Source organism: Cellvibrio sp. (assembly GCF_046347455.1).
Taxonomy (GTDB): domain Bacteria; phylum Pseudomonadota; class Gammaproteobacteria; order Pseudomonadales; family Cellvibrionaceae; genus Cellvibrio.
Genome location: NZ_JAXMGC010000006.1, coordinates 1 through 21,499 on the forward strand (window position 1 = coordinate 1; position 21,499 = coordinate 21,499).

Sequence of the window (21,499 nt, forward strand, 5' to 3'; positions counted from 1 at the left end):
GCGTCGTTCAAAGTGGGGCGGCTTTTGTTTGGATGCTTCCGCCTTATAGAGGTTGTAATAGAGTGTGCTGCTTAAATCGTTTATTACGCTACCGGCTCTCAGTAGGGCCCCGGGGTCAGATTGAGAAGGCACGTAATAGCGTTTTAATACGTGTAATTTTTCGTCGTCATCCTGGCGCACAATTTCGCAACGCTTGAATTCTTTTAAAATGGTTACGGCGGGCATATCGCCGCCATATCGTTTTACCAACTGGGAGAAACTATTTACATCTCCGTCGACTGAGAGCGGTTTGGGGGTTCCGTCGTGTGTGAGAAAGTCTTTGTCTTGATGCCAGCCGGATAACACACGAGTCATACGGTCTTGCCCAGCTTGAGATGCTTCGCTTTCTTCGTTATTTTTTAACTCTTGCTTAATACGGGCAGCTTCTTTTCGATCAATGCCTGTCATTAACGCAATTCGTGAAAGGTTGGTGTCGCGGCCGCGAATACCAAATTCTTTGGTTGCGACTTGAACATAAATTTGCTTGCAGAGATTTGCCAGTTCTTTGTAAGTCACACCATTGCGTAACAAAATCCCTACAATCGGCGCCATAAGGTGCCGACATGCTGAGAGAACTGTTTCTTTGGGTGTGAGCATGGCTTGTCTTAAAAGCTCGTTAACGTTAAATGAAATATCTTAATTTAGTACAACTAAAAAGCTCTGTTAGCTGAACCAGGGACGCTCAGCCAACAGAGAAGCATTTAGCCAACGCGCAGCTTAAATTTGGCTCGCCGAACTGCTCGCTGCCGACGATGTGCTGCTGGCAGACGAAACAGATGATGAACTCGACAAGACAGAGCTGGAGCTAGATGAACTTGATTTCACAGAGCTAGACGATGAGTTGCTGGAAGATGAGTGTTCCGATTCACTTTCGTCTTTTTCAATTTTGATAACACGAGCAATGAATACATCGTTTTCTACCACACCTTCCACTTCAACGCTCATACCAAGTGCATTTGCCAAAAATAGCTGAATGCTGTTAAACCCGAAAATTGTTGTTGTGTTTGTGATTTTGATGGTGTGTCCAGATACTTTAATGGAGTCACTGCCAACCAGTTCAACCTTACCACTGATTTCAGTTTTGAAGCCATCCTTAGCTTTTTCAGAAGAATTTTTACGTTCTACACGAGTAGCAACCATGCGCTCTGGTGATGTATCCGAAGCTGGGATCTTATAACCGCGCACGTCAACGAAATCGCCGGTCGCAATATCTTTCAAGCTAAACAGACGCACATCGGCCTTGCTGCGATCGTTAAAGCTGGTGTCCGCAGTAACTTCAAAGGTTACACCATTTACAGTGAGTGTATTTTTGGTGAGGTCAGTTGCTTGCACAAGACCTTCATCGTCCACTCTGGCTTTCAAAATAAGTATAATTTTTTCTGCAATTACATTTTTGTCGGCGTCAAACTTTCCTTTAACACGAACGCGAACACCATTTGCCAAATCCGACAGTGTACCGCCCTCAATTTTCACACCTTTTGTAAAAAATACGGTGGTATTTCCTAACACAAAGGTTGGGCCTAAGAGCATTTCCGCTGCAGGTATATTTAATTTGGAAACAATCCCACCTAATTCTACTTTTGCTTTGGTATCCAGCTCGCCATCATGTTTTAAATCCAGAGCACTTGAATGGACGCTGCCATTAACAACAAAAACGCCATTAACGACTGTGCCGTGAACACGAACCAGCATGCCGTCTTTAAGAACTTTATTGGGTAGATCCGCAATGGTTGCTTTGCTGTAATCTACCTTGGTGCCATTGAGAGTAAATGTCATTGCTGTGGTATCGAGGTTGCTGACTTCTCCAGCTAACAATAAATCTTTAGCTTCGTCTCCGGTTTTAATTTCAATGCGGGTGGCGACCAATAGGCTATCTGCATTAATTTGCGTGCTTACTTTTATAACATCGCCTACTTTTAAGCTTGCAGCGGTTACGCCGTCCTCATAAAAAGTATCGCCATTAATCAGAACTGTTTGCCCGAGTACAACTACGATGCCCTTTGTTAGATCAATGCTTTCGATAGGGCCGCGTAACCGGGTTTCAGCTGATAGCTTACTAGCTTTGCCGTGAACACCATCGTCGTTTACCGTGCCCACTACACTTACCGCTTGACCAACGGCCAAATCAGATTCGACCTTAGACTCGCCATCGATCTCGATTGATGCTCCTTTAACATCAAAATGGACGCCGTTGACAATCACACTGCCAAAACCTGTGACAGTACCTTGCGCGACATTGGTGCTTGTAGCGGCAACCGAACTACTTTGGCTGCTATTGCTAATTGGAGCCTGAGTATTGCTGCTGCCACCTGATCCGCCTCCGCAGGCCACCAAGCCTGCAGACATGATAATCGCGAGTAAAGAATGGTTTTTCATTGCTAGTTACCTCTCCTGTTGGAGTGAATGACGAGTTTCGTGTATAGCCTAGCATCCATATTTGGTATGTAAAGCACCAAATATGGAAAATGGCGATCCTTATCAAACCAAAAAAGTGGCAAAAATCACATTCTGAGTGACGCTTCTGAATTTGCATTGACAGACCATCTGGTCGGTCTGTATCTTGGCGTGCAGACCAACTGGTCGGTTTGCGCTTTACCCCCGCTTTTTGCGCGTCCCACATCGGATTAATCATGTTGCTCACGGAGCTTAACCGTGAGTTTTCTCAGGAGTAAGGAATCACATGCGTAGATTCATTTTTATCGTCACCGGATTAGCCTTGGCTAGCGTGCTTGCCGGTTGCGGAAGATCGGAGCAAAAAACTGAAGACATTCGTCCTGTCCGCGCTATACAGCTCGCTGCTTCTCAACAGCAAGTCACTGCCGAATATTCCGGCAATGTGCAGGCGAGAGTTGAGTCTCAGCTCGGTTTCCGAGTGGGAGGAAAAATTCAAACGCGTAAGGTTGATGTGGGGAGCTTGGTTAAGCCTGGCCAAGTGTTAATGCAACTTGATCCTCAGGATTTGCGTTTGGCGCAAGCGCAAGCCGAGGCCAGTTTTAAATCCGCCAAAAGCAATTTTGAATTAGCCGAGTTTGAATTAAAGCGCTATCAGGAATTACGCAAAACCAACGCAATTAGCCAAAGCGCAATGGATGCCAAAAACACCGCATTTGAATCTGCCAAAGCGAGTTTTGAGCAAGCACAAGCCGTTTTCAAAACCCAATCTAACCAAGCTGCTTACGCGTCATTAACTTCCGATGTTGAAGGTGTGGTTACCGCCATTAATGCTGAAGTTGGCCAAGTCGTCGCTGCAGGTTCACCCGTTGTGCAAGTGGCCAAAGCGGGTGAGCTGGAAGTGGTTGTTGGAATTCCCGAAAACAATGTCGATGTAGTTAAGCGCGCAACCAAAATAGAAATTCGTTTGTGGGCAAATCCCAAAGAAATCATTAACGGAAAAATTCGCGAACTTTCTCCGGTTGCTGATGCAGCAACGCGTACTTTTATTGCCAAAGTTTCCATCATTGATCCAACACCCAAACAAACGGCATTGGTTAAATTGGGTATGACGGCTGCTGTGCAATTTTTGGTTAATACGCCGGGCGCGTTTGTGAAGGTTCCGCTCACGGCTCTTTACCAAGAGAAAGGCGTTACTTCGGTGTGGGTTGTTGAAAAAGGTGCGGTGAAATTAGTGCCTGTACAAATAGGTGGCGTTAGCGGAAATGACGTTTTGCTCACCAGCGGTGTAGTTGCCGGGCAAACAGTTGTCACAGCAGGTGTTCATGTATTGAATCCCGGTCAACGCGTTTCTATTTTGCCGCCTGAGCCAAAACCTGCACCGGCAGAGCCCTATTTAACATCACAAAATTTACTGGCTCCTCAATCTGCAAATCCAACTGTCGTTCAATCGCAAGGAGCGGTTAAATGAAAAGCCCACAGCTAAATTTGTCGCGCTGGGCGCTCGAACATATTCCGCTCATTCGCTATTTAATTGCCGCCTTGTTAATTGGCGGCATTATGAGTTTTAAAAATCTCGGGCAAGATGAAGATCCGCCATTCACATTTCGCGTTATGGTTGTAACCGCAAAATGGCCTGGCGCAAGTGCATTGGATATGGCCAATCAGGTGACGGATAAGCTCGAGAAAACTTTACAGGAAACGCCGTACATTGATGTTATTCGCAGCTTCTCCAAGCCGGGCGAAACAACTATTTTGTTGCAATTGGCGGAATCAACTCCGCCAAAAGAAACGACTGCATCCTGGTATCAGGTTCGTAAAAAAGTGGGCGATATGAAATACAGCTTGCCGCAAGGTGTGCTTGGCCCATTTTTCAATGACGAGTTTGGTGATACCTACGGTTCTATTTTTTCACTCGCCGGCGATGGTTTCACTTATGCGGAACTAAAAGACTACGCCGATTTAGTTCGGCAACAAATGTTGCGCGTTCCATTGGTGGCCAAAGTCGAGTTACTAGGTGTTCAGGACGAAAAACTTAACATTGTTTTTTCGCACAAAAAATTTGCCCAGCTAGGAATTTCGCTCGAAGACATAATTCATCAAATAAGTGCGCAAAATGCCATTGAGTCTACCGGCGTATTAACAACCGAAACCGACAATGTGCAAGTGCGCGTAACCGGCGCATTTAAATCCCCGAAGGATTTAGAAAACTTAACCTTGCGCGCAAACGGAACTAACTTCCGTTTAGGCGATTTCGCTGAAATTAAACGCGAATATACAGATCCGCCGCACGACAAAATGCGCTTTAACGGCAAAGAAGTTATCGGCCTTGCCGTGTCCATGCAGAAAGGCGGCAATATTATTGATTTAGGAAAAAATCTTGAAATCACCGCGGCAGATATAAAGCGCAAGTTGCCAGTGGGTGTCGAATTAGATCGTGTGACTAACCAACCGAAAGCCGTTTCAACATCGGTAAACGAATTCCTCAAAACTTTAGTGGAAGCCTTGGTTATTGTATTGGCCGTGAGTTTTGTTGCGCTTGGCTTCCATAAAGATGAAAAAGGCATTCGCATAGATTTACGCCCCGGTTTGGTTGTAGGGCTCACCATTCCATTGGTTTTGGCAATTACTTTTTTGTTTATGCACATCTTCAGCATAGATCTGCATAAAATTTCGCTCGGTGCATTAATTATTGCGCTGGGTTTGTTGGTGGATGACGCGATTATCGCCGTAGAAATGATGGTTCGAAAAATGGAGGAAGGTTATTCGCGGTTTGATGCAGCAACCTTCGCCTACACATCAACCGCTATGCCTATGCTGACCGGAACCTTAATTACGGCAGCCGGTTTTTTGCCGATTGGGTTGGCAAAATCGGCGGCGGGTGAATATACCTTTTCGATGTTCTCGGTGAATTGCCTTGCGTTATTAATCTCTTGGCTGGTGGCAGTGTTATTTACGCCTTACATCGGTTATTTGTTGTTGAAAGTAAAACCTCACGCTGCCGATGAAGCGCCACACGAATTATTTGATTCACCGTTCTATATCAAATTCAGAGCCTTGGTGAACTGGTGTGTGGAGTTTCGCAAAACCACAATTGCCATCACGCTTGGCGTTTTTATACTTGGCGTATTTGGTTTTAAGTTTATCGAACAACAGTTCTTCCCCGATTCCATTCGCCCAGAGTTGATGGTGGAGATGTGGCTGCCAGAAGGTGCTTCCTATGCCGCTACCGAGGAACAGGTTAAAAAATTCGAAACCTTTATCAATGCGCAAGAGGGTGTTGAAAGCATAACAAGTTATGTGGGTACAGGAAGCCCGCGTTTTTATCTGCCGTTGGATCAAATCTTTCCGCAATCTAACGTGGCGCAAATTGTTGTATTACCTAAAGATCTGGAAGCCAGAACAGAGCTGCGCAAAAAAATAATTCATGAATTCAAAGTGAATTTCCCTGAGGTGCGTGGCCGCGTTAAGTTTCTACCTACTGGACCACCAGTTCCTTACCCCGTGCAATTTCGTGTAAGCGGTACTGATGTAAGCAAAGTGCGCGAAATTGCAGATCAAGTGAAAGATGTTATGCGCGCTAATCCAAATGCTTTAGGCGTTAACGACAACTGGAATGAGTCGGTTAAAGTTCTGCGCTTAGATTTGGATCAAGATAAATTACGTTCGCTGGGGATGACATCGGAAACCGTGATGCGCGCCGCCAACACGATTTTAACCGGTACAACTGTTGGGCAGTATCGCGAGAAAAATCGTTTGGTTGATATTGTTATTCGTCAGCCGTTGGATGAACGCTCAACGATTGAAAAGCTTAACGATACTTATTTGCCAACGGGTAGTGGAAAATCTATTCCGATTTCGCAAGTCGCGCGTGCGCAATTTGTGTGGGAGCCGGGCATTATTTGGCGTGAAAACCGGGAGTGGGCAATTACAGTACAGGCCGATGTGGTGGACGGAATTCAAGGCCCAACCGTATCCAGCCAAATTGAACCAAAGCTTGCCGAACTAAAAGCCTCATTGCCAATTGGTTATGCAATTCGTTTAGCCGGTGCGGCAGCGGATAGCAGTAAGGCACAGGATTCTATTGCTGCGAACGTTCCCTTGGTGATTTTTATTATTTTCACCTTGTTAATGTTGCAGCTACAAAGTTTCTCGCGCTCTGTGTTGGTGTTCTTAACGGGGCCACTCGGTGTTGCTGGTGTCGCTATGGCGCTGTTGATTTTGCATCGCCCCATGGGCTTTGTTGCGCAGTTAGGTGTAATTGCTTTGTTCGGAATGATTATTCGTAACTCGGTAATTCTAATCGACCAAATTGAAACGGATATTGCGAGCGGAACAGCACCTTGGAATGCCATAGTGGAATCAGCCGTTCGCCGTTTCCGCCCCATTATTCTAACAGCGGCCGCAGCAGTGCTCGCCATGATTCCGCTTTCAAGTTCTGTGTTCTGGGGGCCAATGGCGGTAGCAATTATGGGCGGCTTAATTGTGGCGACAGGTTTGACCTTGTTGTTTTTACCAGCGCTTTATGCCGCTTGGTTTAGGGTGAAAAAGGTTTAAGGATAGATTTCAATTAATAGTCGTCATCATCGTTTAGGGTGATGACGATGTGAGAGATATTGATAAATTATGAATAGTGTAATTCCTACAGAAGCGACTGTTGAATCAACACGCGAACGTATTTTGCAGGCGGCGCATGAAGAAATGTATGAGCATGGCTACCAAGGTTTGCGGATTGACGCTGTTTTAAAGAAAACACAATTAGCGAAAGGCGCGCTTTACCATTATTTTCCGAATAAATTGGCTTTGGGTTATGCGGTATTAGATGAAGTTATCATGGCTTACTTTCAGCAAAATTGGAGCGAATTTTTGGCGGAGTCTAATGATCCTTTGAAAGCAGCTAAAGATTTTTTCAACAAGAAATATGCAGATATAGTTTCAGGTGAGTGTTTTAACGGTTGCCCCCTTACCAATTTAGTTCAGGAAATGTCTACGTTGGATGAAGGATTTCACCAGCGATTACAAGCGGTCATGAAAAGTATTGTCGAGGTTGTTGCCGCGGCACTCTATCAGGGGCAGCGCGATGGAATCGTTCGCGAAAATATAAATGCGCAAAAAACATCAGCGTTCTTACTGAGTAGTTATCAGGGCATTATGGGAGTTGCCAAATGCATGCAGTCAATGGAGTTGGCGCAAGAACTGTTTGGATCTTTGTGTGAATACGTGGATTCCTTGTATGCCCAGTGAGGGAAAATCCAGATATTTAATAGATTAAAGCAACTCGTTAACAAAATTAATTTCAATTCCCGTTCCGGCAGGATCTTTAAAGAACAGCTGCGTCATATTAATTTCTGGAAAATAATCCTGAGCGAAAGGGATTTCGTGTTGGTTTAACTTTTCAACCATTGTTTTCAATCCCGTTGTTTGAAACGCAATATGGTCTAGATAGCCTTGGTGCTCACTTGCAAAATGCTGGTCGCTCTCTGCCAAGTGAATCAGTGCGCGCTCGCCAGAATATAACCAAAACCCACGAATGGTTGATTGTGGGCGAAAGCCTTCGGTTAATCCGAGGATTTCAATATAGAAATCGCGAACTTGCGTTAACAGATTCATTGGCGCGCTGATGTTGATGTGTTCTATTCGCATGGAAGGTTAAACTATTTATTAGGGAATCGTCATCACCGTTACGCGAGGATGACGATTCCCGTTTTTAGGTTTTTATAGTTGTAGGAAAGAATTCAAGCACACGTGATATCATCACGGTTTAAAATTATAAGCTAAAAAATGTAAGCCACTTTTTGAACTGTACATTCCTAATATAGATTGTGCCTACGGTTGATTGCGAAAATTTTGGCTTCGTTTATCGTCTCAATTTACATACTAACTAAGATCAAGTTAATGAGTGTATTGTTGTGTTAGATAAATATTTTGCCAATCGCTTCCAAGCTCCGTAAAGCAGTATCGCCGCTGCTACCATCTCATGCTAGATTGCGGGTAAAGCTAAAAAGTTCCTGCGTTGAACTCAAATATTGAAGCACAAGATAGTGTTTTCTTTTTGGCGTCATCCTGATTGTTTTTTGGAATCTCTTTAAAGTAGGCATCCGAGACCTCCCTGATTGCATCGTTAACATCCTTTCTCGAGAATCCTGTGTACAAACTTTCTGCCAATATATAGTTTCGATGTTTCAATATAATTCGCTTCATGAATGCTATGGTATCTTTTTTCTTCTGCTCATCGACAGAGATCGAATTGGCTAAATTTTGGTTTTGAGCAGTAAGGAAGCCGGCACAATCTAGCGCTTTCTTCGATCTGTTTAACCGATCATCTAATGAAGGGATTGGTTTGATGGTTTCCTGAATGTAAACCTCCAAGCTTGGCCAGGATTCGGCAATAGATTTCGTAAACTCGTCTCTCCATGTGTTTATGTCTCTTTGCCAATATAGCTTTGAAACGTGTCGGTCACACCATCTACTTACATGCTTCGTTATGTCTGAGATGACTACTTCTCGCGAGTCATTATTGCCATTTAGTTGAGGTTTTAAGGCTTCCATAAAGTGCTCAACGTAAATTTCCCCTAAGAGCCATGAAAAATTAAATCCTTCTTCAGACAAGAGTGAAGCTGATTGCCGAGCATCTGCTCGAGCCATTTTTGTAACTAAGTCGACATCTCTGCCTTCCAGAGAGAATACCTTGGTCACAATAGCGGAGGAGGTAACATTGCAAAATTGGACTTTGGCTTTAGAGCTGGAATAATCGTCTTCAGATGTATTCTGAGCGGCAGCAATAAGCGCATAGCTACTCATTAATGCTATTAAAGCTAAAACTATTCCTGATTTGTTCATGACTTCCCTCTTTAGTTTCTCGACTTCTATCACATGAAAAATGACATTGAGCGCGCTTGCTCTTTACCGTCAATTCGTGAACAAAAACTCCATCAGTGCTTTTTGGGCGTGTAAGCGGTTTTCGGCTTCTTCCCACACAATTGCATTTGGGTCGTCCATTATCTCGGCGCTCACTTCTTTGCCTCTGTAGGCGGGTAGGCAGTGCATAAAGAGAACGTCGGATTTTGCGTGGCTTAAGAGTTCGCGGTTCACTTGGTAACCGGCGAAAATTTTCTCGCGTTGTTTTTTCTCGTCTTCTTGGCCCATGGATGCCCAAGTATCTGTCACAACCAAATCGGCATTTTTAACAGCGGCTTTTGGGTCTTGGCTGATGGAGACGCGGTCTTTGTGTTTTTCCAGCATGTGCTCCCATGGTTCAAAACCTTTGGGCGTTGCAATGCGCAATTCAAAATCGCACAGCTCGGCGGCTTGCATGTAGCTTTGGCACATGTTGTTGCCATCGCCAACCCATGCCACGGTTTTGCCCGCGAGTGAACCGCGTTGCTCAACGAATGTTTGAATGTCTGCAAGTAATTGGCAGGGGTGATGATCGTCGGTCAAACCATTGATAACAGGTACGCGCGAATATTCGGCGAAGCGTTCAACGGTAGCGTGGGCGAAGGTACGGATCATAACCATATCGACCATGCTGGCGATGCAACGTGCGGAATCTTCAATAGGTTCGCCGCGACCCAGTTGTGAATCTTTGGTGGACAGGAAAATAGCGTGGCCGCCCGCTTGCGCCATGGCAGATTCAAAAGACACGCGGGTACGGGTAGATGATTTTTCGAAAATCATCGCCAGCACTTTGTCTTTAAAAATTTCTGTGGCTATGCCTTTGCGCTGCAAAGCTTTTAACTCTATAGCGCGTTTGATGATGTGGTTTAACTCGTCGCGGTTAACGTCTTCGAGGGTTAAAAAATGTCTCGGTGCCTTTGGGGGAACCATAATGCTCTTCTCTTTTTCGAGCTGCTGAAAAAATGCGAAAGCGCATTTTATAACTGCAGGTCATTGCTGCGGGCTTTGGCTACAGGAGCCGTGCCCGCGTTTGTTAAAACTCAGTGACTAATTCGACCACTTTGGTAACCAGCTCGTTGACCTCTTCATCGGTAAGGATGAAGGTGGGTAGCAAACGAATGGTGTTCACTGAGGTTACGTTAATCAAAATACCTTTGGCGCGGGCTTTATCCATCAGCTCGGCCGCTGGCGCGTTTAATTCAATACCAATCATTAAACCCTTGCCGCGGATATCAACCACTTTGGGGTTACCCGCGAGTTTGGCTTTAAAGTCGGCCAGGATTTTATCGCCAAGAATTTTGGCTTTTTCGATCAAACCTTCTGCCAGTAATGTTTCAACAACAGCAACGCCTGCTCTGGTGGCTAAAGGGTTGCCGCCAAAGGTGGTGCCGTGGTTGCCCGGTTGTAATACGTCTGCTGCTTTGCCGCGAGCGATACAAGCACCAATAGGTACACCATTGCCCAAGCCTTTTGCGGTCGTTACCACGTCCGGCAGGATCTTGTTGTGTTGGAATGCGAAGAAGGTGCCGGTACGGCCATTGCCAGTTTGGATTTCGTCCAGCATCAACAGCCAGCCTTTGGCATCTGCGAGTGCGCGCAACTTGTTCAAGTAATCGGGCGCAGGAACACGAATACCGCCTTCGCCTTGTACGGGCTCAACCAGAATCGCCACAATGTTGCCATGCTCTGCAGCTGCCGCTTCAATCGCGGGAACATCGTTAAAAGGCACACGGATAAAACCTTCCACCAATGGTTCAAAACCGATTTGTACTTTGGGGTTGCCCGTTGCGCTCAAGGTCGCAAGGGTTCTGCCGTGGAAGCTGTTACTGGTAACGATGATGGCCGGGTTTTTCACACCCTTGTCGTTACCGTATTTGCGCGCGATTTTAATCGCCGCTTCGTTGGCTTCTGCACCTGAGTTGGAGAAGAAAACCTTATCCATACCAGACTGCTGAATGAGCAAATCCGCCAGCTTTTGCTGGGTGGGGATGTTGTAGTAGTTGGAGCAATGGATCAGGGTGCCCACTTGCTCGGTGAGCGCTTTTGTGAGCGCAGGGTGCGAGTAGCCCAAGCCGCACACAGCGATACCGCTGATGGCATCCAGATAGGAGTTGCCCTTGTCATCCCACACTCGGCTGCCTTCGCCCTTGGTCAGGGTGAGGGTTCTTGCGCCGTAGGTGTTCATCAAGGTAGTCATCATGCTCTCCAGAAGCTAATCAACAAAAAATACAGCACCAAAGCCAGCTAAATGGCTTGGTGATTCAATATGCAGGGAATTAACTACAGCGCCAGATGTGGGCGGCGCCCTTCTAAGAAAAATTGTGTTGCCTGCGAGATCTGAGCATTTTGCGAGTCTTGCTTCTTCTATAAGCAAAATCACGAAAATGAGCGGCAATAGTATAAGTAAACGGCGGCAATGGCAAATCCAGAGCTTTGTCGAAAATCACCAGGTACATTCGACTAATAGGGGAAAATGGGGTTTATGCTCTGAGCTTGCCCCGTCTGATAAATATCACCCCCTAATGAGGATCTACCTATGAAAGTTATGGTTTGTGTAAAAGCTACGCCGAGTTCTGAAGCCGCCATTATGCCCACCACTGAGTTATTGGAGGCTATGGGCAAATACAACGAAGAGCTCGTGAAGGCGGGCATCATGTTATCGGGCGATGGTTTGCAGCCCACTTCAAAAGCCGTGCGTGTTCATTTTTCAGGTAAAAGCCGCATAGTGACTGACGGCCCTTTTACGGAAACCAAGGAGATCATTGCCGGTTTTTGGATGTGGCAGGTTAAGTCGATGGAGGAAGCCATAGAGTGGGTTAAGCGTTGCCCGAATCCCATGTTAGAGGATTCCGATATAGACATTCGCCCGGTCTACGAACTAGAAGACTTTGGTGATGCGGTTACCCCGGAAATTGCCGAGCGCAATGAAAAGCTGCGCGCTCAATTGGCTGAAAAATAAGACGCCTGTTTAGTGAAAACCTGGCGACCGCTCGAGTGTTCCGCTTAGGCTCCAGAGCACTCGCAAGAAAATTTATGTTTTTGTTAAGCCTCGCCCCTATCGAGAACGATTCTGATAGCATCCCCAGCATTCTCAATAGGTGGCGGTTTTCATGTCGATGTATCTAAAGAAGTGGGCTTTGTTGGGCGGGGCTATGTTTGTTTCCACCCATGTGAATGCGCAGAGTGGCATTGAGACTCTGGTGATTACTGGAGAGCGATCAAGCTCACCCATTGCGGGTGCGCAAACCTTGGATGTGGAGCAGCTTCAACCGGGTAGCCGCGCAGATGCAGTAGAACTTCTGCAGGGCATTAATGGAGTGCAGGCAGATAGCCGCTCCAATTACGCACAGGATACTCGCATTACGCTTCGTGGCTTCGGCGCACGTGCTGCCTTTGGTGTGCGTGGTTTAAAGCTGCAGGTAGACGGAATTCCGCTGAGCATGCCTGACGGCCAAGGCCAGTTTTCCGGTGCAGTCTTGGATGGCGTTGAGCAAATTAGTGTTATGACCGGCCCAGTTGCCAGCCTCTATGGAAATGGCGCGGGCGGCGTCATCAATCTTAAAACAGCGTCGCCCCAACAAAGCCGCATTTCGGTTGATACGGTGGCCGACGAAGAAGGCTTGGCTAGGCATCACCTCTTAGGCGAATTTCGCAGTGGCGATTTCGGCGCGCGGATTCAGGCGAGTAAATTGGATGCAGACGGAAACCGCCCTCACGCCAGTGCGGAGCGCAATCAGTTAGGTGCGCAGGTTTATTACACGTTTGAAAACGGCGTGCAGGCGCAATGGCGCTTTGATAAAGAAGACGCCCCCTTGCTGCAAGACCCGCTTGGTTTAACGCAGGCGCAGTGGTTAGCCGATCCCTATCAAGCAAATTCGAGCGCAGAATTTTTCAACACCCGCAAATCCATCGATCACGAGCAAAACGCTTTAAGCTTTAAGCAAGAGCGCGGAGATCAGCGTTGGCAAGTTGCGCTTTGGCGCGGTGAGCGTCATATCCAACAATATCTTGCACAAAAGGGCGAGGCACTTTCTAATTCCGGTGGCGTGGTAGATTTAAATCGCACCTTTAACGGCGGCAACGGCAACTACACGTGGGATTTTAAGTTCGCCAATTTACCTGCGAGTTTTACACTCGGCGGCGAGTGGTCTGCAATGGATGACTTGCGCAAGGGTTTCGTTAACAACGCAGGTGTTGCAGGTGATTTGCGCCGCGACGAACTCGACCAAGCAGATAATCGCGATGCCTATGCGATTTTACAATTGCAAGCCACGGAGAATTGGGAATTCTTAGCAGGGGTGCGGCGCTCCCACGTGGAATTATCCGTAGCGGATTATTTTGTCATTCCCGGAAAAAATGCGGATGACAGTGGTGAGAAAACCTTTAGTCGCAGTTCAGAATCCTTAAGTACTCGCTATCACTTTAACGATCAACTTTCGTTGCACGCGGCACTGGGTGAAGGCTTTGAAACACCAACACTAACGGAGTTGGCCTATACCAATGGTGATAGAGGTTTTAACAAAACCTTGGATGCGGCGAGCAACCGTCAGCAAGAAGTAGGTTTGGATTATCAGCGTGAAAAATTCACCGCTGGCATTACTGCTTTCGTTATAAAAACGCATGACGAACTTGTCGTCGATCAATCCAATAACGGGCGTACAACTTATATCAATGCCACCGCGACTGAGCGTAAGGGTATTGAAATAAGCAGCCGCCATCAATTCAACAACTATTTAGATGCGCGCCTCGCATTAAATTATTTGGATGCAACTTATACCGCAGGCCAATTTAAGGGTTTGCAACTACCTGGTGTTGCAACGCAAAACCACTATGCGCAAATTAATTGGTCGCCATTTCAAAATAATTTACTCAAATTAGGCCTGAGCGCTGTGCATCGCAGTCAGGTTGCCGCGAATGATAACAACCAAATTAAAGCGCCCGCTTACACAAGCGTCGATCTTGCAGCTTCAGGTAGCGTTGATTTACCGGTGCAATTAGATTGGTGGATAAAGTTAGCAAATGTGACGGATAAAAATTACGTTGGCTCGGTAATTGTGAATCAAACCAATGGTCGGTCATTTGAATCGGCAAGTGGGAGATCTATCGCTGCAGGCGTGAAGTTTACTTATGACCTTTAATGCGCCTTCTTTTTTAGACAAGCTTCCGCAATACCCCTTAACTGCGTTGCGTGATGAATTTTTTAGCGCCTTGGGGCAAGAAACGCTGTTATTAGAAGCAGAGCCCGGCGCGGGTAAATCCACACTCGCGCCCTTGTGGATGCTTCATAAACTTCCTGAAAGCCAAAAAATTATTTTGGTGCAACCTCGTGTGCTCGCGGTTCAATCTCTTGCACAGCGCCTTGCAGATTTAGTGGGAGATGAACTTGGCCAAACCGTGGGTTACCAAGTTCCCTATGATAGCTGCACCAGTGACGAAACGCGTTTGTTGCTGATGACACCGGGTATTTTGTTACAACACATGCTGCAAGATCCCACGCTGGAAAATATTGCGTGCGTCATGCTGGACGAAATTCATGAGCGCTCGGTAAACCAAGACACGGCATGGGCGTGGCTGCAAGAAGTTCAAATTTTGCGTGATGATCTACGGCTTATCTTGATGAGTGCAACACCTGATCCGCAGTTGCAACAAAAAATAAGCCTGCGATTGTTCGCGCCGGGGCAGTGCTTTCCGGTGACAACACACTATCTACCACCTAAAGCAAACGCACCTTATCCAGAGCGAATCGAAGATCATGTGCTGCGTGCATTGAAATCCTATGCGGATTGGCAAACATCTACCACACTTATTTTTTTGCCGGGTTGGAATGAAATTGAAAGATGCGCGCAGGCGATTCAAAGCGCTTATCCGCAACAACAGATTTTTCGTTTGCACAGTCGGGTTCCTGCCGCTGAGCAAAAACGCGCGTTAAATCCTGCCTCTGGTGCGCGCATTATTTTATCGACCAATATTGCAGAAACGTCTTTAACGATTGCTGATGTAAATTTGGTGATAGATTCGGGTCAGGTTCGTCGCCCGGACTACGAACAACGCACAGGTCTAACACGTTTACGTTTGGCGCGAATTAGCCAAGCCAGCGCAGATCAACGCCGCGGTCGCGCGGGGCGCGTACAAGCAGGGCATTGCATTCGGTTGTGGTCGCAGGACCAACCTTTAGCGGCAGCGGATTTACCCGAAATTCGCGCAACGGATTTTTTACCGCTTGCACTGCGCCTTGCACATTGGGGTAGCCCGGCATCATCCTTGCCGTGGTTGGAATCGCCCAACAAGCTCGCGCTGGATTTTGCGCAACAACAATTGCGGCAAATGAATTTGCTCGATGCCGACAATAAAATTACCCAAGCGGGCGAGAAGGTGAGTGCCTTGGGTACGCATCCGCGCGTGGCTGCGTTTTTGTTGGCGCAAGAAAAAGTAATTGCAGAAACAGATATGCTTTTGGCGTTGGCGCTGCATTTTGATCTAAGTTGCGATACAGATCTCGACGATTTGCTAAAACTCGCTGCGCAAGAGTTACAGCGCAATCGTCAATGGCAGCACCAACAAAAACGCTGGTTGCAAAAATTAGGTGTGCGCCTTGATGCAAAAGCGAATTCAACTATCCATAAATTAGCAGTTGCGTTTAGCGACCGAATTGGCTACCAACAGGACTCTGGCCGTTACCGATTAAATTCCGGTATTAGCGTAGAGAGTCAAGGCAAACTCGAATCCCAATGGGCGCTGTTTCCTATTATCAACCCAAAACCAAAAGGCCACGCTGGTGTGGGAATTGCGCTGCAATTATCTGCTGATGAACAGCGCGCTCTAAGTCAGCAGCAACATCAACTGGTATTTAAATCCGGCGCTTGGCAAATGCATTGCCAATGGCGCATGGGCGGCGTGCTGATTGGCGAAGAATTTAAACCCGTGTCGGCAGATAAGTTGCCTGGATTATTGTTAGAACTTATTCGCGATGAAATTGCTGCCAAAGGGTTGATGCAATTGCAGTGGAATTCAGCCGCTGAGCGATTTTTGCAGCGAGCGCGTCTTGTTTCTGCTCAAGCATTGTTGGAAATGCCTCCATTGGATGAGGAGCATCTCGTTCAGCATTTGCATTTTTGGTTGCTCCCTTTTTTAAACGAACAAACGCGACTCGAACACTTGCCTTGGTTAAATGCGTTGGAATTTTACCTGGGGTATGAGAACTGCCAGCGCATCGCACAACTGTTGCCGGAAAAAATTGAGCTACCGAGTGGTCGCCACGTGATTGTAGAATTTTCGGCAGAGGGTGTTCCGCAAGTATCTGCAAAGTTGCAGGAATTTTTTGGTTGCGAGCAGCTTGAATTGGCGGGTGGTAAGTTGCCTTTAAAAATTCATTTGCTCTCACCCAATGGAAGCCCGCTTGCGATAACAATGAACTTGCAAACCTTTTGGCAGCAAGCTTATCCTGATGTTCGCAAAGAAATGCGTGGTAAGTATCCTCGCCACCCTTGGCCCGATAATCCGCTTGAGCATGAAGCCACGGCATTAACAAAACGAAAATTAGCGCTACAACAAAAATAAAGAGGGGATGGAAATGAGTCGACTCGAACAAGGTTATGTCACCGGCAACCTTCATTGGTTATTGCGATTAGAGGGCGTAACAATTTTTGTGTTCGCGTTAATGGCCTACGAGTTTATGGGCTTTCAATGGGGCTTTTTTGTATTGGTGTTTTTGGTGCCAGATCTTTCTATATTGGCGTACTTTCACAGCTCGCGCGTGGGTGCAATAGCCTATAACACAATGCACTCTTATATCTTACCGTTAATGTTATTTGCCTACGGCTTTTTTGTTTCGTCATCTACCGTAAACCAAATTGCTATTGTGTGGATTGCCCATATAGGTTTTGACCGCGCATTTGGTTTTGGTTTGAAATATTCCAGAGGATTCCGCTACACACACTTGGCAAGGTTGGGGCATAGCAAAGAAAATTCCTGATTTCATTTTAAATGGAGATCGTAACATGAGTATTACCCGCATCAATCACTTTGAGGCTAAGCCCGGTAGTGAAATTGCCTTAACAAGTTTTATGCAGAATGTTGTTAACCAAGTGAGCAAAGCCGATGGCTGTTTAAGTTGTCGCCTACTGAAAGGCGCCGAAAATAATGCGCACTTAGCGGTGATTGAAGAATGGGTTTCTATTGCTCACCATCAAGCAGCCACAAGTATTATCCCCAAAGAACAAATCGAACAGGCGATGGCTTTCTTCGCTAAGCCGCCGTTTGGCATTTATTACAACGCAGATTAAAACGGGGGAATACTGCCGAGATGAAAACAAACGATTGGTATTCAAATTTCGCGAAACAAGTATCCCGTTTTTGCGGCCGCCCCATTGTGTTTGTATTTGCCATTATTACGATTTTGGCGTGGATTATTAGCGGGCCGATTTTTGATTTTAGCGACACTTGGCAATTGGTGATTAATACGGCGACAACGATTATCACTTTTCTCATGGTTTTTTTAATTCAAAGCACGCAAAACCGTGATACTGAAGCCATTCAAATTAAATTAGATGAACTGATTCGTGTGACTCAAGGTGCGCACAACATATTGCTGGATTTAGAAGAGTTGGACGAGGCTCAGTTGGATGAGTTTCGGCGCCGCTACGAATCCTTGGCTAGTATCGCTCGCGCAGGAATGGAAAAAGGAAAAGCAGATACAGATACACCTGAAGCCCTTTAAAAATATTAGGAATCATCCTTGGCTAGCCATCCGCATCTCATCGCACATATTAACGAAGTTTACCGACGCGAATCGCGCCGCGTATTGGCGACATTAATTCGATTGCTGCGCGATTTTGATTTGGCAGAAGAAGCCTTGCACGATGCTTTTATTGCAGCGCTGGCGCAGTGGCCTGTTGAGGGTATTCCAAAAAATCCGCGAGCCTGGTTGGTTTCCGCAGGCCGATTTAAAGCCATTGATCACTTGCGGCGTCGTTCATTGTTTAACAAATCTTTAGCGGGCATCGCGGAAGAACTGGAATCCTCAATTAGCGATAGCGAAGATTGGTTTAATGAATCAATCGAAGATGACCAATTAAAACTTATCTTCACCTGTTGCCACCCAAGTTTATCCACAGAAGCGCAACTTGCGCTTACACTGCGTGAAATTTGTGGGCTCACTACAGAAGAAATAGCACGTGCATTTTTCGCAACACCTTCAACCATTGCGCAACGAATAGTCCGTGCAAAAAATAAAATTCGCGATGCTGCCATTCCCTATGAAATTCCCGCTCAGCACGAATTGCCAGAACGTCTTAATACCGTTCTGCACACAATTTATTTGGTGTTTAACGAAGGTTATTCCGCATCGTTCGGGGAATCGCTTGTTCGCCAGCATCTCACCCGCGAAGCAATTCGTTTGGGGCGGCTGTTGGTCGAGCTAATCCCGCAGGCTGAGGTGTTCGGCTTGCTGGGCCTTATGCTTATTCAGGATTCGCGTGCTCAAGCAAGAATGGATGCAAAAGGCGATTTGCTGACGCTTGAGCAACAAGACCGCGCACGTTGGGATCACTCCCAAATCGCGGAAGCTCAACCCTTAATTCGCCGCGCACTTACCATGGGTGGGTTCGGTGTTTATTCATTGCAAGCGGCGATTGCGGCGGTACACGCGGAGTCGCCCACCTATGCCGATACGGATTGGTCTGAAATTGTGGGCTTGTATGAGTTATTGCTGCGCCTGAACCCGTCACCTGTTGTTGAGCTTAACCGTGCCGTTGCTTTGGCGATGCGTGATGGTCCCGCTGCTGGGTTAAAGGCTGTTGACGCGTTATGTGCCAGAGGTGAGCTTCAAGATTATTACCTGCTTCACGCCGCGCGCGCAGATTTTTATCGCCAACTGGGCGAGCTGAACTCAGCTAGAAGCGCTTATGAGCAGGCACTGCAGCTCACTCAGCTTGAGCCGGAACGCCGATTTTTACAGGCTAAGCTTGCTGCGTTTTAACGCCAATCCCGATTTTTTAAAAATATAAGAATAAGTTGTCGATTTTCGAAACATGTATTCGACTATTCAGCAATCCACATCGAAAGATCAATTTTACGATGTGTTTAATCGATCTTCTCATTGTTAATAAGGACAAGCTCATGCCAAATTCAGTAAGTCTCCACCGTGTGCTGCGCGCCACGCCAGATCGCGTGTATCGTGCCTTCTTATCGCCCGATGCTTTAGTAAAATGGCTTCCACCCCATGGCTTCACTGCCAAAATTCATAGCATGAAAGAAGGCGTTGGTGGCGGTTACCACATGTCGTTTACTAATTTTAGTTCGCAAAAAAGCCATAGCTTTAGTGCAACCTATATCGAGCTAAAACCTAATGAACTGATTCGTTATACCAATCGATTTGACGACCCCAATATGCCAGGTGAAATGACGGTAACCGTTGAAATTAAATCCGTGCTATGCGGTACCGATTTGAAAATTGTGCAATCCGGTATTCCAGACGCAATTCCCGCTGAGTTTTGCTATCTGGGTTGGCAGGAATCACTCACGCTTCTTACACAACTAGTTGAGTCTGAAATTCCCGATGGGGAATAGGCCGAATTAACCTCACCAATGAAAGGAGTTGCTATGAATTACAAAGGTAGCTGCCATTGCGGCAATATTGCATTTACGGTTGAAGGCGAAATTAAAAGTGCGCTTGCGTGTAATTGCTCCATCTGTTCGCGTAAGGGAACACTCTTATGGTTTGTGCCGGCAACGCAAGTCAACTTATTAACCCCACGCGAAAACATCACTACTTACACGTTTAATAAACACATTATTAAACATCAATTTTGCGGCGTTTGCGGCGTGCAACCTTTTGGTGAAGCGAATGATCCGCAAGGCAATCCTACATTTGCGATTAATATTCGGTGCATAGAGGATATAGATCTGCTCGCGGTGCCTGTGCATCACTACGATGGCAAATCACTTTAAATCCTACGGAGAAAAATCATGAGTCAATATGTAGATGGTTTTTTATTACCTCTGGCGGCCGATCGGTTGGAAGAATACAAAAGGCTGGCAACCAAAGCAGGCGAAGTTTGGATGGAGCATGGTGCGCTCGCCTATTGGGAAACGATTGAAGATGATTTGAGTGGCGAGGAGATGCGATCATTTCGTGTGTGCGCTGATGCTAGAGAAAATGAAATTGTTATTTTCGCGTGGGTTGTTTATGCATCACGCGAAGATCGTGATCGCATTTTGGCAGCAGTGATGGAAGACCCTCGTTTACGAGAAAATGCCGAAATGCCCTTTGATATGAAACGCATGGCGCACGGCGGATTCAAACCCATCGTTGCCATAAATAGTTAAACATTTTTCTGAGATAAAAATATGAGCCAGCAAATATTTGTAAACCTGTCCGTAAAAGATTTGCCGAAATCAAAAGTATTTTTTGAGAAACTCGGGTACAGCTTCAACCCTCAATTCACCAACGATGCAGCGGCATGCATGGTTATTAGTGACACTATTTACGTCATGCTACTCACTGAACCTTTCTTTAAAAATTTTACTAGCAAAGAATTAGTAGATGCAAAAAAGGCAACCGAAGTATTAGTTTGCTTATCTGCCGAAAGTCGCGCAGCCGTAGACGATATTGTACGCAAAGCGGTGGCGGCAGGTGGCCGAATTTATAACGAACCGCAAGACCATGGTTTTATGTACGGTCATGGTTTTGAAGATTTAGATGGGCACCAATGGGAATTTGCTTACATGGAACCTAGCCATATTCAATAGCATTTGGAGAACCAAAAAATGAAATACCTTGCGCTGATTTATTACGAAGAGAAAACAATTAACGCTATGACGCAAGCGGAATGGCAATCCCTCAATGAGGAATGCGTTGCCTGCGGGGAGGATCTGCGCAGTGGTGGTTATATGGTTGGCGGTAATGCCTTACACCCAGTGAGCACAGCGACTAGCATTCGTATTCGGGACGGGAAGCAATTAATTACTGACGGACCATTCGCAGAAACAAAAGAGCAGCTTGCGGGTTTTTATTTATTAGATGCGCGCGATTTAAATGAAGCAATCCAAATCGCCAGCAAAATTCCACCAGCGCGTTTGGGTTGTGTGGAAATACGTCCCATCAGAGAATTAAATCCTGAGAAAGACGAGCGCTTCAATCCTCAATTTGCGTGAGCGTTACGGGAAAAATGTC

21 protein-coding genes are annotated in these 21,499 nt (G+C 46.3%); 15 read left to right on the plus strand and 6 right to left on the minus strand.

What is annotated here, in order from left to right; all coding sequences use genetic code 11:
• Together U1F02_RS11650 and U1F02_RS11655 are read right to left on the minus strand one after the other, a co-directional pair.
• The coding region (locus U1F02_RS11650; RefSeq protein WP_409990574.1) for a DUF6502 family protein at positions 1-636 on the minus strand (636 nt) is incomplete at its 3' end.
• A gap of 120 nt (positions 637-756) precedes the next feature.
• Complete coding sequence (locus tag U1F02_RS11655) at positions 757-2,415, minus strand: DUF5666 domain-containing protein (protein ID WP_409990575.1); 1,659 nt, start codon at positions 2,413-2,415, stop codon at positions 757-759.
• Positions 2,416-2,719: 304 nt separating this feature from the next.
• On the opposite strand from U1F02_RS11655, the gene U1F02_RS11660 reads away from it, so the two are divergent.
• The 3 genes from U1F02_RS11660 to U1F02_RS11670 all read left to right on the plus strand — a co-directional run bounded on the left by U1F02_RS11660 (position 2,720) and on the right by U1F02_RS11670 (position 7,674).
• Positions 2,720-3,901 (plus strand): efflux RND transporter periplasmic adaptor subunit, encoded by a 1,182-nt coding sequence (locus tag U1F02_RS11660; protein WP_409990576.1) that lies wholly within the window; start codon positions 2,720-2,722, stop codon positions 3,899-3,901.
• On the plus strand, positions 3,898-6,987 hold the full coding sequence (locus U1F02_RS11665) for an efflux RND transporter permease subunit (protein ID WP_409990577.1): 3,090 nt from the start codon (positions 3,898-3,900) through the stop codon (positions 6,985-6,987). The genes U1F02_RS11660 and U1F02_RS11665 overlap by 4 nt, the downstream gene beginning before the upstream one ends.
• Positions 6,988-7,056: 69 nt before the next feature.
• The gene (locus U1F02_RS11670) at positions 7,057-7,674 is read left to right on the plus strand and encodes a TetR/AcrR family transcriptional regulator (protein ID WP_409990578.1); all 618 of its coding nucleotides are present in this window, start codon (positions 7,057-7,059) and stop codon (positions 7,672-7,674) included.
• A 24-nt stretch (positions 7,675-7,698) separates the two neighbouring features.
• Here U1F02_RS11670 and U1F02_RS11675 read toward each other — a convergent pair whose 3' ends face one another.
• The 4 genes from U1F02_RS11675 to U1F02_RS11690 all read right to left on the minus strand — a co-directional run bounded on the left by U1F02_RS11675 (position 7,699) and on the right by U1F02_RS11690 (position 11,524).
• On the minus strand, positions 7,699-8,040 hold the full coding sequence (locus U1F02_RS11675) for a VOC family protein (protein WP_409990579.1): 342 nt from the start codon (positions 8,038-8,040) through the stop codon (positions 7,699-7,701).
• Between the two features lie 387 nt (positions 8,041-8,427).
• The gene (locus U1F02_RS11680) at positions 8,428-9,270 is read right to left on the minus strand and encodes a hypothetical protein (RefSeq protein WP_409990580.1); all 843 of its coding nucleotides are present in this window, start codon (positions 9,268-9,270) and stop codon (positions 8,428-8,430) included.
• Positions 9,271-9,339: 69 nt separating this feature from the next.
• Positions 9,340-10,257: an ornithine carbamoyltransferase gene (gene argF / locus U1F02_RS11685; protein WP_409990581.1), complete on the minus strand. Its 918-nt coding sequence runs from the start codon at positions 10,255-10,257 to the stop codon at positions 9,340-9,342.
• Between the two features lie 103 nt (positions 10,258-10,360).
• Complete coding sequence (locus U1F02_RS11690; protein WP_409990823.1) at positions 10,361-11,524, minus strand: aspartate aminotransferase family protein; 1,164 nt, start codon at positions 11,522-11,524, stop codon at positions 10,361-10,363.
• A 339-nt stretch (positions 11,525-11,863) separates the two neighbouring features.
• Between U1F02_RS11690 and U1F02_RS11695 the strand changes: the two genes are divergently transcribed.
• From U1F02_RS11695 to U1F02_RS11750, 12 genes are all read left to right on the plus strand, one after another.
• On the plus strand, positions 11,864-12,286 hold the full coding sequence (locus U1F02_RS11695) for a YciI family protein (RefSeq protein ID WP_409990582.1): 423 nt from the start codon (positions 11,864-11,866) through the stop codon (positions 12,284-12,286).
• A 151-nt stretch (positions 12,287-12,437) separates the two neighbouring features.
• Entirely contained in the window at positions 12,438-14,465 is a 2,028-nt protein-coding gene (locus U1F02_RS11700) for a TonB-dependent receptor family protein (RefSeq protein WP_409990583.1), read from the plus strand.
• On the plus strand, positions 14,455-16,884 hold the full coding sequence (hrpB, locus tag U1F02_RS11705; RefSeq protein ID WP_409990584.1) for an ATP-dependent helicase HrpB: 2,430 nt from the start codon (positions 14,455-14,457) through the stop codon (positions 16,882-16,884). The genes U1F02_RS11700 and hrpB overlap by 11 nt, the downstream gene beginning before the upstream one ends.
• A gap of 13 nt (positions 16,885-16,897) precedes the next feature.
• Complete coding sequence (locus U1F02_RS11710) at positions 16,898-17,299, plus strand: DUF4260 domain-containing protein (RefSeq protein WP_409990585.1); 402 nt, start codon at positions 16,898-16,900, stop codon at positions 17,297-17,299.
• Positions 17,300-17,324: 25 nt separating this feature from the next.
• A complete protein-coding gene (locus U1F02_RS11715; RefSeq protein WP_409990586.1) occupies positions 17,325-17,609 on the plus strand; it encodes a putative quinol monooxygenase in 285 nt (94 codons plus the stop codon).
• Between the two features lie 20 nt (positions 17,610-17,629).
• A complete protein-coding gene (locus U1F02_RS11720) occupies positions 17,630-18,043 on the plus strand; it encodes a low affinity iron permease family protein (protein ID WP_409990587.1) in 414 nt (137 codons plus the stop codon).
• Between the two features lie 18 nt (positions 18,044-18,061).
• Positions 18,062-19,303: an RNA polymerase sigma factor gene (locus tag U1F02_RS11725; protein WP_409990588.1), complete on the plus strand. Its 1,242-nt coding sequence runs from the start codon at positions 18,062-18,064 to the stop codon at positions 19,301-19,303.
• A gap of 140 nt (positions 19,304-19,443) precedes the next feature.
• Positions 19,444-19,893: an SRPBCC family protein gene (locus U1F02_RS11730; protein WP_409990589.1), complete on the plus strand. Its 450-nt coding sequence runs from the start codon at positions 19,444-19,446 to the stop codon at positions 19,891-19,893.
• Between the two features lie 33 nt (positions 19,894-19,926).
• Positions 19,927-20,274: a GFA family protein gene (locus tag U1F02_RS11735; RefSeq protein ID WP_409990590.1), complete on the plus strand. Its 348-nt coding sequence runs from the start codon at positions 19,927-19,929 to the stop codon at positions 20,272-20,274.
• Positions 20,275-20,292: 18 nt separating this feature from the next.
• Positions 20,293-20,652, plus strand: a complete 360-nt coding sequence (locus U1F02_RS11740; RefSeq protein WP_409990591.1) for a DUF1428 domain-containing protein — start codon at positions 20,293-20,295, stop codon at positions 20,650-20,652.
• A gap of 21 nt (positions 20,653-20,673) precedes the next feature.
• Entirely contained in the window at positions 20,674-21,075 is a 402-nt protein-coding gene (locus U1F02_RS11745; protein WP_409990592.1) for a VOC family protein, read from the plus strand.
• Positions 21,076-21,093: 18 nt separating this feature from the next.
• Complete coding sequence (locus U1F02_RS11750; RefSeq protein WP_409990593.1) at positions 21,094-21,480, plus strand: YciI family protein; 387 nt, start codon at positions 21,094-21,096, stop codon at positions 21,478-21,480.
• The last annotated feature ends 19 nt before the right edge of the window (positions 21,481-21,499 follow it).